The sequence below is a fragment of the Pseudoalteromonas sp. MMG013 genome, from assembly GCF_018100885.1.
GTDB lineage: Bacteria > Pseudomonadota > Gammaproteobacteria > Enterobacterales > Alteromonadaceae > Pseudoalteromonas > Pseudoalteromonas aurantia.
This window is the reverse complement of record NZ_JAGJEE010000021.1, coordinates 51,995-66,136: the sequence shown is the minus strand read 5'-3', so window position 1 is coordinate 66,136 and position 14,142 is coordinate 51,995. Positions and strand designations below refer to the sequence as shown.

The window sequence follows — 14,142 nt, the reverse complement described above, 5'->3', positions numbered from 1 at the left end:
TTACTCTCCTAGTTCAATTAATACTGGATATTTTAAGTACGCCTGATCGTAAAATGGCGTTTTTTCATATAACCACGATAGCCTTTTTTTAGCATCATTGGCGAATGATTCATCTTCTCGGATTTTTTTATCAAACTCAAGTGCCATCGCTGGATTACTTTTTAACATAGAACGAGCGTAAGGTTCCAGTGCATAATTTTCAACATACTCAGTACGTTGAAATATGGTATTAAACTCCCCCCACTGAAAGAATGAATCAGGTGCTTCAGGGTGTAATAAATGCGTCACTAACTCAGACTTAGCCTGATCTGTAGATATTCGATACCATCCTGTTAAAGGCATTTTCTCAACTTCGTTCAAATCGAATTCAGCCGTTACTCTAAAACGTCCCTCGAAAGGCAATTTAGCGAACTCATATTGAGTAATTTTCGCTTGTTTAAGTCCCCCTTTACTTTCAGCCGTGGTAACTATTTCCACGGAGATACCATGAATCCGTAGTTTCTCTACAATATTCGGGTATGCAGGGGGAATATAAAATGCAGCAGGCACTTTTACCTTCTTCTCGACTGTTTTCTGCCAATATATTGGTAGCGCATCATAAAATTTAGGTTGACCTAAATATTTCACTTCCACTTGACCAGATAGTGCACTATCAAATTGCTTATATGCAATACCTCTAAACGGTATGTGATCAGGCTGTTTAGCATAACTACGTCGTACTACTATTTCTTTTGGCCTCGTTGCATGCTCTATGTCAATGGCTTTTTCTAATGCACTGTGACCCTTTGCCAACGCATCCACTACACCATCAAAAAACACATATGTTCCCAAAACCCTTTGTTTGTAAGGTTTTAGTGAATGATTTTCAACAAGAATAGTTGGTACACTAGCCAAATCACCCCAGCCATTTGAAAAGCGAGGTGTTGCTACCCAACCTGCCAACCCTTGTTTAAAATCTTGCTTGTCCATTACAAACACCAAAGGGCCTGTAATATGGCCTGCTTGAGTTAGCGCGGCGTCTATTTGTGGTTTAAAATGCGTATCCAATACTTTTGCAACAAGAGGGGATTCACTTGCAAATTGTGGGTTATACCCATACGTCACATCATATTGATAATCAGCGCCATCCGTCACATGAACGTCAATATATAGATCCGGGTCAAACGCTTTAATCACTTGTAATACAGCCCGCACTTCTGGTGTATCTAATTTCGTATAATCTCGATTAAGATTTAAATTATTACCATTAGTTCGAAAGCCCATATCAATTGGACCTCGCTGATTTATGCGATTGAATGGGCTTCGTCGCTCATGTCCATCCACATTTAAGATGGGAACAAATAAAATATTAACTTTTTCTAATATATCTAAGCGTTTACCAGTAGCAATATCGCGTAACAGCATAAACCCAGCATCTTTCCCGTCAATTTCCCCAGCGTGAATGCCTGCTTGAATAAGTAACGTGGGTTTAGCGCTAGTGCTGATCTCTGTCGCACTAAACGTTCCTTGCTCTGATGCGACCAGCATTTTAATATCTCGACCGGCCTGACTTTGACCAATGCTAATTGCCTTAAACTGCGTTGGGTTGGCTGCAACTAAACGGTCCACAAATGCCATCGTCAACTGGTAGTCTGGTGACGTTACCCCACCACTAAGTTCAAAATCAGTTGTTAGCGGCCCTTTTTGTTGAATTAGCTGTAGGCTTTGTCCCTGCCAAGCCTCTAAAGGTGGTAAATGTGCATCCAAATTCATTGCTGCGGATAACATAATAATACTGGCAATCATGATGCGCTCTCTAAATAGTTGCCTGAATAGCGCAATTATATCAATATTTTAATTAACAGCTTACAATGTGCGGTGATTCAACAAAAATATGCAGCTAATAACATGCTGCTCACATTTTTTAGGCATTTTTAGCTAAAATAAAGACGGTTTAATATGAAATCAATTTTAATTACCGGCTGTTCATCCGGTATTGGATACTACTGCGCCAAAAGATTACATGATGAAGGGTTTAATGTTATTGCAGCTTGTAAAAAGCAAGTAGACGTTGATGCACTCACAACCCTAGGACTCACCGCCATTTTATTGGACCTTTGCGATGAAAACAGTGTTCAATTAGGTTTTAAACGCGCACTTGAGCTATGTAACAACGAACTAGACGCGCTATTTAATAATGGCGCCTATGGGCAACCCGGCGCTATAGAAGACTTACCAACCGACGCACTAAGGGCGCAATTTGAAGTGAACTTTTTCTCGTGGCACACACTAACAAATTTAGCCATCAAACATATGCGAATCCGTGGACAAGGGAGAATAATTTATAACTCTTCAGTATTAGGTTTAGTCGCACTGCCCTACAGAGGCGCTTACAATGCCAGTAAATTTGCACTTGAAGGACTGGCGGACACGTTAAGAATGGAGTTAGCACAAACAAATATTCAAGTGAGTTTAATTGAGCCTGGACCAATTACGTCTAAATTTAGAGAAAATGCTTTACATGCCTTTATGACAAATATTGACATTGATAACAGTGCACACGCTACTAGTTATCAAAAGCAGCTCGACCGTTTAAAATCAAACTCAGCGCCACAATCATTTACGCTTGGTCCCGATGCTGTTTACAGCAAGTTAATACACGCGTTTACAGCCAAAAAAGCCAAACCTCGCTATTATGTCACTTTCCCAACGTACTTCATGGGCTACTTAAAACGGCTACTTAGTACAAATATGCTAGATAAAGTGTTACTTAAAAATAAATAAGAAGTCATTTACAACTACTTTTTCCCATCGAATTTAATGCGATAAACAAACAGAGTGAATGGATCAAAAAAAGGAGCTCAAGGCTCCTTTTTCACATAATAAGTACGAAACTTATTAAGCAGCAAGACTTTCTTTTGCTTTTGCAACTAGTGCTGCGAAAGCTACTTGATCGTATACTGCGATATCAGCTAGGATCTTACGATCGATTTCAATCGATGACTTTTTAAGGCCATTGATGAAACGGCTGTAAGATAGGCCGTTTTGACGTGAAGCTGCGTTGATACGTGCAATCCATAGTTGACGGAATGTACGTTTCTTAGCTCTACGGTCACGGTATGCATATTGACCAGCTTTAGTGATTGCTTGGAACGCTACGCGGTAAACACGTGAACGTGCTCCATAGTAACCTTTAGCTTGTTTTAATACTTTCTTGTGACGTGCACGTGCGACAACGCCGCGTTTAACTCTTGCCATTTCTGATATCCTCTATTAAGCGAATGGTAACATACGGTTGATAAGACCAAGGTCATTTTTATGAACCATAGACTTAGCACGTAGGTGTAGCTTACGCTTAGATGATTTCTTAGTCAGAATGTGACGAAGATGCGACTGCTTGCGCTTAAAACCGCCTGAAGCAGTTTTCTTGAAACGCTTCGCAGCGCCTCTGTGTGATTTTAGCTTATAAGCCATTGCAATAACTCCAATAGTATTGCTTAAACAAATATAAGTAGGCGGATGTTGCCATCACTTGGAAGGCCTAACTTACAACCATATTCCGGTGAAGGGTCGCCCCTTTCTTTAAGACCGGTCAATACAGGTGGCCAGAGGCACTTTAAACCTGTATTAAATTCGCGCGCATTCTACCGTATCTATTACTTTTTAGCAATAGGGGCCATCATCATTATCATTTGACGACCTTCAACACGATTTGGGAAAGACTCAACAATTGCTAAATCTTCTAAATCGCCTTTAACACGGTTCAATAAGTCGATGCCGATTTCTTGGTGTGCCATTTCACGGCCACGGAAGCGAATAGTGATTTTAGCTTTATCGCCCGCTTCTAAGAATTTTCTTAGGTTGCGTAACTTAACTTGGTAATCACCTTCATCAGTACCTGGACGGAACTTGATCTCTTTAATTTGGATCTGCTTCTGCTTTTTTTTCTGTTCTTTTTGTAATTTTGCTTTTTCAAAAATGAACTTACCGTAATCCATCACTTTACAGACAGGGGGTTCAGCATTTGGACTTATTTCAACTAAATCCACACCTAATTCATCAGCAATCGCCTGAGCTTCTCTTAACGACATGATCTTCGGTTCCTGGCCTTCTACACCAGATAATCGAACTTCTTTCGCTGTTATTTCTTCATTGATACGATTTTTTTGAGCTGTAGTTTGCCCTTTTTTTCCGCCTCTAATGGTACGTTCCTCCAAGAATATCAAAATATATTGTGTGCAGTTTGAATCTAACTACCGCACACAGGTTTTAGTACTTACAATTTTTACTTACGGTCTTTAATTTCTGCGCTAATATGCGCGATAAAATCATCAACCGAGAATTTGCCTAGGTCTTCACCCTTGCGTGTTCTCACTGCTACTTCTTGCTGTTCTACTTCTTTATCTCCAACAACAAGCAGGTATGGTATACGTTTTAAAGTATGCTCCCGAATTTTAAAGCCTATTTTCTCATTTCTCAAGTCGGCACAGGCTCTAATTCCAAGTTTATTTAATTTTTGTACAGTTTCGTGCACATAATCAGCTTGTTTATCGGTAATGTTCATAATTACCACTTGCTTTGGTGCCAACCAAGTTGGGAATAGACCCGCATACTCTTCTGTCAAAATACCAATGAACCGCTCAATAGACCCCAAAATTGCACGGTGGATCATAACTGGCGTTTTACGTTCGTTGTTTTCAGCCACATACGTTGCGCCTAATCGACCTGGTAATGCAAAGTCGAGCTGTACAGTACCACACTGCCATGCACGCTCTAAACAATCATACAAAGTGAATTCAATTTTTGGACCGTAGAAAGCACCTTCACCTGGTAAATATTCAAATTCAATATTATTGACTTTCAATGCTTCAGCCAAAGCTTGTTCTGCTTTGTCCCAAATATCATCCTCACCAATACGCTTTTCAGGGCGCGTTGATAACTTAACAACTATTTTTTCAAAGCCAAATGTTTCGTATGTATCGTAAACCATCTTAATACATTGTGAAACTTCATCCATCACTTGATCTTCTGTACAGAATACATGCGCATCATCTTGTGTGAAACCACGTACACGCATTAAACCATGCAATGCACCAGAGGGCTCATTTCTATGACAACAACCAAACTCCGCCATACGTAGTGGTAAATCACGGTACGACTTTAAGCCTTGGTTAAATATTTGTACATGGCCTGGACAGTTCATCGGCTTAATAGCATATTCACGTTTTTCTGACTCAGTTGTGAACATAGCATCAGAATATTTATCCCAATGGCCTGACTTTTCCCATAAACCACGGTCCATCATCATCGGACCTTTTACTTCTTCGTAGCTATATTCGCGTAGTTTTTCACGAACAAACTCTTCTAGCTCACGATAGATGCTCCAACCATCATTGTGCCAAAACACCATGCCTGGCGCTTCTTCTTGCCAATGCCATAAATCAAGTGCTTTACCAATTTTACGGTGATCACGCTTTTCGGCTTCTTCTAAACGTTTTAAATACGCTTTAAGTTGCTTTTTATCTGCCCAAGCTGTGCCGTAAATACGTTGCAGCATTTTATTTTCAGAGTTACCACGCCAATATGCACCCGCAACTTTCATTATTTTAAAGTGTTGACAGAACTTCATATTTGGAACGTGAGGACCACGACACATATCAACATATTCATCATGGTGATATAGACCGGGCTTATCATCTTTATCGATGTTTTCGTCTAAGATTTCAATCTTATAATTTTCACCACGCGCTTCAAACGCATCACGCGCTTCTTGCCAAGAAACCGTTTTCTTAACAACATCGTAATTCGTTTTTGCAAGCGCTAACATGCGCTTTTCTATTGCATCCAAGTCTTCTTGCGTTAATGAATGATCCAGATCAACGTCATAGTAAAAACCATTGTCAATCGTGGGACCGATGGCCATTTTCACATCTGGGAATAATTGCTTAATTGCATGACCGATTAAGTGAGCGCATGAGTGACGAATAATTTCTAATCCATCATCATCTTTGGCTGTTATTATTTCTAAGCTTGCGTCTTCAGAAATAATGTCACACGCATCAACGCGCGTGCCATTCACTCTGCCAGCAATAGTGGCTTTAGCAAGGCCTGGGCCGATATCTTGAGCTACATCTAAAGTAGAAACTGGATTTTCAAAAGTACGCTGACTGCCGTCAGGAAGCGTAATAATTGGCATGATATGTCCTATTTACAGTGGTGACACCTACGATGCATCACATGTATAAAAAATTAATAATAATTAAATGTGCCTAACAACGCTTTTACGAATAAGCATTGGGTTACACAAGTTATTTACCTGTATTGTGTTTGAGGTCTTTCAAACCAGCAAGTATTTTGACTGCGCCCGTGACGAAATTCAAGAGAAAGACTAAAATTGATTCATTAAATGCAAATTTTCTGCTCAATTTGAGTATAAGTAGTAAAAATATTAAGGTATTCCATGGCACATTCTCAGCAATATTGCTTCGCGTCACTAAATTTGCTTAATTTCACAGCACCTCCATTCTCATTTTATCAACTTCATGAAACTTATAACGATACGCAATGGCAAACCAAGACCCAATTCATCACAGGGCTTATTGAACATATCAACCCGACTTTAATTGTATTTCAAGAAGTTTTTAGTGTTGAGGTACTTGAGACTCTTTGTAAAGATCTGGGACTTATTCATTTCGCGGTTGTGGACATGCCTCAGCCAGACAGCATGTATCCAACGGTTTTATTTAACCCAGTCGTCGCTATTGCTTCTAAACTCCCATTTACCAGTGTTGAAGCACTTGAACCATGTCCAGAGTTACTCGAATATCTTAATAACCAACAACAGTTTAGATTTAATCGTACACCCATTAAATGCCGAATTGAGCTTGACGGCATTGGTCCTATTATGTGCTATGCCGTACACTTCAAGTCCCAGCGAGTTTTATCAATGGCGCACATGCTTGGCGAATCCGAGCAGGGAGATCCGTTACTAACTCTTTTACATGAAACGGTTGGTACTATGCAATCACAAATCTCCCGTTCGTTAGAGGCATCTATTATTTATTATGATGCTCTAAAAACACAACGCGAACAAAACTGCGCCACTTTGGTAATGGGAGACTTTAATGACCACCTGCATAGTCCAGCTCTATCTTTTATGACCCAAACTTTCCCCCCACAAATACACAATAGCTCCCCATTTGAAAGTGTCGGTCTAGTTGACAGTTATTTGTTTGCCGATAATAACCACACTTTTGACCAAAAGCCCCCGACGCACTTTTATCGCGGAAAAGGCAATGTGTTAGACTATATATTGACCTCCAAAGTGTTTAACCCCAACCAAATTAATCCAACAGTTAAAACTTTAACTTACCATAATTATGATGGCCATTTAGATGTAAAAAGAGATGAAGAAGATATTCGCTATTCAGATCATAGTGCAATTGCAATAAAGGTAACGCTATAATCTTTTGATTTAGTAAAGTGATTGCTATAATCGCTCAAAATTTTATATAAACTGGAAAGACTAATGAGAACATGTGGCGTTGAAATAGCAGGTAGCGAAGTTCTACTATGCTTGCTAACCAAAGAAAACGACGTATTCGATATTCGTGATATTCGCCAAACTCGTTTTACGCTAAGCAATGTAGGCTTAGATACTGAAGATATGCAAAAATTTCAATTTGATTTCGCCAAACTTATGCAAGACTATCAAGTTGACTCTGTGGCAATTCGCCAACGTATGCCAAAAGGTAAATTTGCCGGCAGCGCCACAGGCTTTAAAATGGAAGCAGCAATACAGCTAATTGCAGATTTAGATGTACGTTTACTGTCGACAACAGAAGTAAAAGAGCAATTGAAGCGCAACCCAGTACCAATTGACTTCGCCGATACGGGACTAAAAAAGTTTCAAGAAAATGCGTTTATTAATGCCTATGTATATATTCAAAAGAAAACGTATCGTCCAGAAGAATAACACTTCATTGATCAGTTCTCTTGTTGTTGCACAACAACTACGAACCCATAAAAACCGATATTATGTCAGGTTTTTATGGGTTCGTAGGGTGCTCGTGTTGTAGAACGTCATTGGCGTAATGATCAACTGAAAATGCATAACATACTTTAACTAGAAACAAGCCAGCAATACACTGAAACCATAACGGTGATGATAGCGATGCAATCACCCCTGCCCCTAATAAAACAAACACAATTGCAATGAGCGCCTGTGACTTGTGACCATATAATGTATTTAATATTGCTGCTGTTACGACAGTGTAGCCCCATATAATCGCGCTTTCATTGAGTGCAATATTGTAGGCCCATGCGATCACAATAATATGGACATGAATCGCAATAAACACCCAGCGAGACTGGCTACGAGCTTTATAATAATCGTTAGTTCCCTTAGTAAAATTGGCCACACAGCCAGCTATCACATCAATGATCAACAAATCACCAATGGCCAACTGCCACCAAGCGACATCTGGTAACGAATGTTGTCGAACAAAAAGTACATACACAACATAACACCCAAATAAGGTCATTAACCCTATTGAACTCAAAGCTATCCCAGATTGATGGGTGCCTAACACTTCTCGAAGTTGACTGGGAATTTTCACCACTTTCTACCTTCAAATTACCAAAATCATTTTCTAGGGGCTGTCAATCAACACTGCTCTGCGCATGAGTCGCATACAAACTATCAGACACCGAGCGTAAGTTCACATGTTCAATAAAGTCATCACTCAAACTCAAAATACCATTTAGGTTGCTTACCAACTTATCATAATGTAAATCACCTGGTTTAAGTGCAGTTTGCAAAAGGTGTAATGCCATATCAGCCAACAGTAATCGTTGTTTCTCATGCCAATTTGCATCATTTGAAGCAGCGCTATGTTGTAAAATAGCCTGCTCTACTTGGTCATGGATACTCCAACTCAATGTGAGTATTTCTTGTCGTTGTTGCTTGTCCATAGCAGCCTCAATCGTACTTATCTAACATTATTTTGTCACTGTGTAATAAAAATAAAGTAAATTCAATGTAATTTTATTCATAAGATATACATAGAAAAATATGCAATCGTGTGAAGACTGACAACGGCTATATTCATACAAAAAAAAGCACTTCATAAAAGAAGTGCCTAACTACTAGCAACAAAACCTGGAGAAGTGAATGTGCTAGTTTATTATATTCAAACGGCATGCCAAATTAATAAAAGTCTAGCCAGTTGAATTATATATAATAATCATTTTAAGAAATAATTAGTCGCAATTTGCATCGCAAATTTTCACGCATATTGTTTCGGGTTTTTAGGGTAATACTTGACTGGTTGCTCCAAGCACAAATCGAACTCTCTGGTATTTTTATAGGGCAGCTTCATAAACCCTGCGACACCTACATCATCAATACTCATCGCGTATTGCATTATCCGCGCAAGAAGGAGCTCAAATTTTTGTTTCTGGCTGGCGTCTAACAAACGATAGTAATGATGGATTTTCAATCTATTGGGCAATGACTCAAATATAATACACCCTGTATGGTGAATTTGGTTAAGCTCAAATACACATTGAATGATGCTTTTCGGCAATTGTAGCTGTTCGTCTGGATCTTTACCGTCTTCAAAATAACTATGAGGACGAGTTACCTCACTACTTGCAACGTCAACCATTGAATAGTGCAGCTGAGGCAAGGTATCAAATATAAACGCCCCCGTATCATCCCGTTCTAGTTGGATGGTTTGACGTGCATCAAATAAGCAACACTTAAACAACCCCTTTTGTGTTATCCCTTGCGCCAACATGACAGTCGCATTTATCGCATCCGTCAAAGCATTATTTAATGTCTCATCATGCAAAATTAAACTCGATTCAACATACAAAGAATCTTCCTTCCAATGAAAGCTCAAGCCACCGACTAAAGGGTATTTTGCTAAACGGCTTATTGATGCCAAAAATGCTTTTTCAGTGTCACCTGTATCAAATAAAAACTCCTTATAATACCGGTCTAACTGGGCATCATTGATATCATGTAATTGATGGTTATGGTCAGCTCTGCGTAAAAACTCTTTTCTTGAACTATAAACAACAGTATCCGGATGATCATCCGTATTAGTGACCCAAAATGGAATATTTGACTTTGGTTTTTCCACATTTAATACAGGTAAATAAGACTTTGCTATCTTAGGCATATGCTGCATAAAATAGTCACCGGCTTTGTCTCGCTCTTGTTTATCTTTACTCAGCATGGCATCAATAACCGCCGCAAACTCCTGGGGCAACCCCAAGCTCTTTGCAGGAATAACTTGTTCACCAAATCGACATGACTGAGCGCTGGCTAATGCATAAATGGTTGATGCCACGCCTTGTTCATCAAAGCGTGGAGACGATTGAGCACCTTGCATCTGCTCATCGCCAATGAAGTACACATCACCCATACGCGCATTGGTACCCGCTACATCAGACGACATTAGGTCCATAATATTGCTCGCAACAGGTTCCCCATTTGTATCTACTTGCGCATAGACAGAGCTCCCCCAATCGACTAATGAAAAGCTTTTCGAAACCTCATCCCATACGATATTAGAAGGCTTAATATCACCATGAACAATGGGTTGTGGTAAAATCCCATTGCGATGATTTCTTAAATCCAACAACACATTGCGCAACAACAATGCCAGCTCTACCAATTCTTTAGGCTCAAAACAGCCGCGTTTCAGTGATACCTTTTCTAAGTCTTCACCTTTAGCGCGTGCCATCATCAAAATCCCTTGCTTTTTAACACGCTCAAAAGCCAAAAATTTTGGAACCATAGTGTTATCAATTTGCGACAGCATATACGCTTCATCTTCTAACCTATCACGCACACTTTGTGCCAACGTAATACGAGAAAATTTAAACACCCATTGTTGACTGTCAGTACTCACTCCCCCAAACACAAAACCAAATGCGCCTGAGCCGATTAATTCTACCGACTCATAACCTAATACGGTTAATTGCTTTTTACAGATATTGAGCCATTGGCGATGCTTTTTGGCATCATGGTGAGACAACAGATAAATCGATTGCTGTTCATTAATATAAAAATTATTTATCGACTTAATGTTTGCTTTAGATAAGTTTGATATTTTCATCAGCTACAATTTCGGGCATAAAAAAGGCCGAAAAGTTCGGCCTTTATAAACAATATATTATTAAGCGTTTTCTATTTTTGCCCAAGAATCTCTTAAGCCAACCGTTTGGTTAAACACTAACGCGTCAGATTTATTATCTCTACAATAATACCCCATACGCTCAAACTGAAATCCTTGTTCAGCCATTGCATTAGCAAGTGACGGTTCAAGCTTTGCGTGAGTAATAACTTTGAGTGAATCTGGATTCAATACTTGCGAAAAATCTTCTGCCGCTGCTGGGTTAGGTACGTTGAACAAACGATCGTACTGACGCACCTCAGCATCGATACACTCAGACGCAGAAACCCAATGAATCACGCCTTTCACCTTTCGACCATCAGTTGGATTCTTACCTAGCGTCTCAGGATCATAAGAGCAAAAAATCGTCGTAATGTTACCATCAGCATCTTCTTCAATACGCTCTGCTTTAATAACATAAGCATTTCTTAAACGAACTTCTTTATCAAGCACTAATCGCTTGAACTTTTTATTCGCTTCAATTCTGAAGTCTTCACGTTCAATGAACAATTCTCGGGTAAATGGTACTTCACGTGTACCCTTTTCTTCGATTGATGGATGGTTTGGTGCAACTAATTGCTCTACTTTGTCAGCATCATAATTTTCAATAACCACCTTTATAGGGTCTAACACAGCCATTGCTCGTGGTGCATTTTCGTTTAAATCATCACGAATACAAGCCTCTAACATACCCATTTCAATCATATTATCTTGTTTGGTAACGCCAATACGCTTACAAAACTCAACCACTGACCCCGGTGTGTAACCTCGTCGACGTAAACCAGCAATGGTTGGCATACGTGGGTCATCCCATCCTTCAACATGATTATTAACGACTAAGCCATTAAGCTTTCGCTTGGACATAATAGTGTACTCTAGGTTCAGTCGCGAGAACTCTATTTGCTGTGGATGGCACTCAAGACTGATATTATCTAGTACCCAGTCATATAAACGGCGGTTATCTTGAAACTCTAGGGTACATAAAGAATGGGTGATCCCTTCAAGTGCATCAGAAATACAGTGCGTAAAATCATACATTGGGTAAATGCACCATTTATCAGCCGTTTGATGATGATGTACGAAACGAATACGATAAATTATCGGATCACGTAAAACCATAAACGAGCTAGCCATGTCAATTTTAGCTCGAAGTACACATTCCCCTTCTTTAAAATCACCATTGCGCATTTTTTCAAACAATGCCAAATTGTCTTCAACAGCCGAATCTCTGTGTGGGCTATTTTTGCCAGCTTCAGTCAAGGTACCACGATACTCGCGGGCTTGCTCTGGCGATAAAAAGCAAACATACGCTAGTCCCTTTTCAATCAGCTCAACAGCGTACCCATGTAATTGGTCAAAGTAATTAGATGAATAACATATTTCATCATCCCACTTAAACCCTAACCAAGACACATCTTCTTGGATTGACTTTACGTAATTAATGTCTTCTTTTTCTGGGTTTGTGTCATCAAAACGTAAATTACACAGACCTTTATAGTCTTGTGCAATACCAAAGTTCAAGCAGATCGATTTAGCATGACCAATATGTAAAAAGCCATTAGGTTCTGGTGGAAAACGCGTGTGCGTCTGTTGGTGCTTACCACTAGATAAATCAGAATCTATAATATTTCGAATAAAGTTTGATGGGCGATTCTCTGTTTCCGCCATGGGTATGCATTCCTCAAAAATTTAGCGCTCTATATCAGCGCATTATTACAAAAAGCTTCGACAACTTACAGCAAATCCTTTCCTTAGTTTAAAGAATATTGGTCCAAAAGTACTCGTGATCAATGAACTTAGCCAAATTCATGACAATTTTTGTTCTATCGCAATAAAAAAGTCATAAAACGTCTATATAGTGCGCAGCATAGAACGAAGTAACTTAAGGATATTCAACATGGCTTCAATGAACTTAAACCGCGTTTACATTCCCGCTAATGCGCGTAATAACCAATATATATTGGCTGAATTTAAACCCGAAAATGAATTTTACGATTGCTTTGATAACCTAAAAAGTTGCTACGAACGTATCGCCCGACAACTGTTTGCATTATGTGACGAATACGAGTTACATAATGTACATCTCATTGCCAATGATAAACTGCCCATTGTGCGGTTTCACGAAGAATCACATTGCTTGCAAACAGAAAAGCAAATTCTATTTTTCTACAACCCACAATACCATGAAGCCCATAAAACTTACTACCATGATGACACCGCAGCAAAGAAGATACGGCTATTATTTCTAGCCACTGGGGATGATATTAGAGCTAATGCGGCGCATTTTCATAACAAAGTAACCAAAACGCTCGACGCATTACATAACGCCTTAACATTCAAGAATGTGACATTTAAGGTTCGAGACCATCAACATTTAACCTATGACGTTTTTGCTAAATCCAAAGGTAATAAAGAAAGTTATGGATATAAGCTACGCAGTTTATATCCCCGATATCAAGCAAGAAATTGTACATTACCAGCCGACCACTCGGAAATGACATATGCCACATTTAGCATACCTGTGACCCGCTCCCTTAAAACTGAATATCAACACTTATTACTCAGTGACGACTGTTCACAATTTTACAAAACCATCGAAGATCTATTTTTGTCTGCATGTACCAATAAACATCTTACACACTCTGCTTTTGTTGCGAATGGACGATTGCCAATAATCAGAAACAGTAGAACGGATAAGTCGGACGGAAACTGTGAATTACAAAAATTAAGCTTCAATATTGACAATAGTGATGTACAAATTAAATCTATTTGGCAATCGGATGGTTTAGTCGACACAATGCATTTTGTGGTTGTGGCCAAAGCCTCTGATAAAAAAGATGTTGGCTATGGTAAATTCATGAATCAAGTTGAATCTATGGTCAAAACATTCACATCCTCTTTAGCGATATCTCCGCAGAAGCAAGATATTAACATTCGTTTTTTCCAGCATATTAGTTATCAATATTAGCATTAATGT

The 14,142-nt window shown here is 39.2% G+C and carries 13 protein-coding genes; 4 read left to right on the top strand and 9 right to left on the bottom strand.

What is annotated here, in order from left to right:
* Positions 1–1,785: a M14 family metallopeptidase gene (locus J8L98_RS17265; protein ID WP_210997450.1), complete on the bottom strand. Its 1,785-nt coding sequence runs from the start codon at positions 1,783–1,785 to the stop codon at positions 1–3.
* A gap of 153 nt (positions 1,786–1,938) precedes the next feature.
* Between J8L98_RS17265 and J8L98_RS17260 the strand changes: the two genes are divergently transcribed.
* Positions 1,939–2,763 carry an SDR family oxidoreductase gene (locus tag J8L98_RS17260; RefSeq protein WP_210997449.1) on the top strand — a complete coding sequence of 275 codons (825 nt, stop codon included), beginning with the start codon at positions 1,939–1,941 and terminating at the stop codon, positions 2,761–2,763.
* A gap of 114 nt (positions 2,764–2,877) precedes the next feature.
* Here J8L98_RS17260 and rplT read toward each other — a convergent pair whose 3' ends face one another.
* From rplT to thrS, 4 genes are all read right to left on the bottom strand, one after another.
* On the bottom strand, positions 2,878–3,237 hold the full coding sequence (gene rplT / locus J8L98_RS17255) for a 50S ribosomal protein L20 (protein WP_192507261.1): 360 nt from the start codon (positions 3,235–3,237) through the stop codon (positions 2,878–2,880).
* 15 nt (positions 3,238–3,252) lie between these two features.
* The gene (gene rpmI / locus J8L98_RS17250) at positions 3,253–3,453 is read right to left on the bottom strand and encodes a 50S ribosomal protein L35 (RefSeq protein WP_010363888.1); all 201 of its coding nucleotides are present in this window, start codon (positions 3,451–3,453) and stop codon (positions 3,253–3,255) included.
* A gap of 182 nt (positions 3,454–3,635) precedes the next feature.
* Positions 3,636–4,196, bottom strand: coding sequence for a translation initiation factor IF-3 (infC, locus tag J8L98_RS17245; protein WP_084622626.1), 561 nt, complete (start codon positions 4,194–4,196; stop codon positions 3,636–3,638).
* Positions 4,197–4,264: 68 nt separating this feature from the next.
* Positions 4,265–6,175 (bottom strand): threonine--tRNA ligase, encoded by a 1,911-nt coding sequence (thrS, locus tag J8L98_RS17240; protein ID WP_210997448.1) that lies wholly within the window; start codon positions 6,173–6,175, stop codon positions 4,265–4,267.
* A 264-nt stretch (positions 6,176–6,439) separates the two neighbouring features.
* On the opposite strand from thrS, the gene J8L98_RS17235 reads away from it, so the two are divergent.
* Together J8L98_RS17235 and J8L98_RS17230 are read left to right on the top strand one after the other, a co-directional pair.
* Positions 6,440–7,444, top strand: a complete 1,005-nt coding sequence (locus J8L98_RS17235) for an endonuclease/exonuclease/phosphatase family protein (RefSeq protein WP_210997447.1) — start codon at positions 6,440–6,442, stop codon at positions 7,442–7,444.
* A 63-nt stretch (positions 7,445–7,507) separates the two neighbouring features.
* Complete coding sequence (locus tag J8L98_RS17230; protein ID WP_210997446.1) at positions 7,508–7,954, top strand: DUF3010 family protein; 447 nt, start codon at positions 7,508–7,510, stop codon at positions 7,952–7,954.
* A gap of 73 nt (positions 7,955–8,027) precedes the next feature.
* Here J8L98_RS17230 and J8L98_RS17225 read toward each other — a convergent pair whose 3' ends face one another.
* From J8L98_RS17225 to glnS, 4 genes are all read right to left on the bottom strand, one after another.
* Positions 8,028–8,597: a hypothetical protein gene (locus tag J8L98_RS17225; protein WP_210997445.1), complete on the bottom strand. Its 570-nt coding sequence runs from the start codon at positions 8,595–8,597 to the stop codon at positions 8,028–8,030.
* A 43-nt stretch (positions 8,598–8,640) separates the two neighbouring features.
* Entirely contained in the window at positions 8,641–8,952 is a 312-nt protein-coding gene (locus J8L98_RS17220; protein ID WP_210997444.1) for a hypothetical protein, read from the bottom strand.
* Positions 8,953–9,266: 314 nt separating this feature from the next.
* Positions 9,267–11,108, bottom strand: coding sequence for a serine/threonine protein kinase (locus J8L98_RS17215; protein ID WP_210997443.1), 1,842 nt, complete (start codon positions 11,106–11,108; stop codon positions 9,267–9,269).
* 60 nt (positions 11,109–11,168) lie between these two features.
* A complete protein-coding gene (glnS, locus tag J8L98_RS17210) occupies positions 11,169–12,833 on the bottom strand; it encodes a glutamine--tRNA ligase (RefSeq protein WP_210997442.1) in 1,665 nt (554 codons plus the stop codon).
* A gap of 229 nt (positions 12,834–13,062) precedes the next feature.
* Here glnS and J8L98_RS17205 point away from each other — a divergent pair, with 229 nt between their 5' ends.
* Positions 13,063–14,133: a DUF3083 family protein gene (locus tag J8L98_RS17205; RefSeq protein WP_210997441.1), complete on the top strand. Its 1,071-nt coding sequence runs from the start codon at positions 13,063–13,065 to the stop codon at positions 14,131–14,133.
* Positions 14,134–14,142 lie beyond the last annotated feature (9 nt).

Bases quoted from the DNA above. Each gene is read 5' to 3' on its own strand.
- thrS (WP_210997448.1), bottom strand. From the start codon at position 6,175: ATGCCAATTATTACGCTTCCTGACGGCAGTCAGCGTACTTTTGAAAAT.
- J8L98_RS17265 (WP_210997450.1), bottom strand. From the start codon at position 1,785: ATGATTGCCAGTATTATTATGTTATCCGCAGCAATGAATTTGGATGCA.
- J8L98_RS17215 (WP_210997443.1), bottom strand. From the start codon at position 11,108: ATGAAAATATCAAACTTATCTAAAGCAAACATTAAGTCGATAAATAAT.
- J8L98_RS17220 (WP_210997444.1), bottom strand. From the start codon at position 8,952: ATGGACAAGCAACAACGACAAGAAATACTCACATTGAGTTGGAGTATC.
- rplT (WP_192507261.1), bottom strand. From the start codon at position 3,237: ATGGCAAGAGTTAAACGCGGCGTTGTCGCACGTGCACGTCACAAGAAA.
- J8L98_RS17205 (WP_210997441.1), top strand. From the start codon at position 13,063: ATGGCTTCAATGAACTTAAACCGCGTTTACATTCCCGCTAATGCGCGT.
- glnS (WP_210997442.1), bottom strand. From the start codon at position 12,833: ATGGCGGAAACAGAGAATCGCCCATCAAACTTTATTCGAAATATTATA.
- J8L98_RS17235 (WP_210997447.1), top strand. From the start codon at position 6,440: ATGGCACATTCTCAGCAATATTGCTTCGCGTCACTAAATTTGCTTAAT.
- J8L98_RS17260 (WP_210997449.1), top strand. From the start codon at position 1,939: ATGAAATCAATTTTAATTACCGGCTGTTCATCCGGTATTGGATACTAC.
- J8L98_RS17230 (WP_210997446.1), top strand. From the start codon at position 7,508: ATGAGAACATGTGGCGTTGAAATAGCAGGTAGCGAAGTTCTACTATGC.
- rpmI (WP_010363888.1), bottom strand. From the start codon at position 3,453: ATGGCTTATAAGCTAAAATCACACAGAGGCGCTGCGAAGCGTTTCAAG.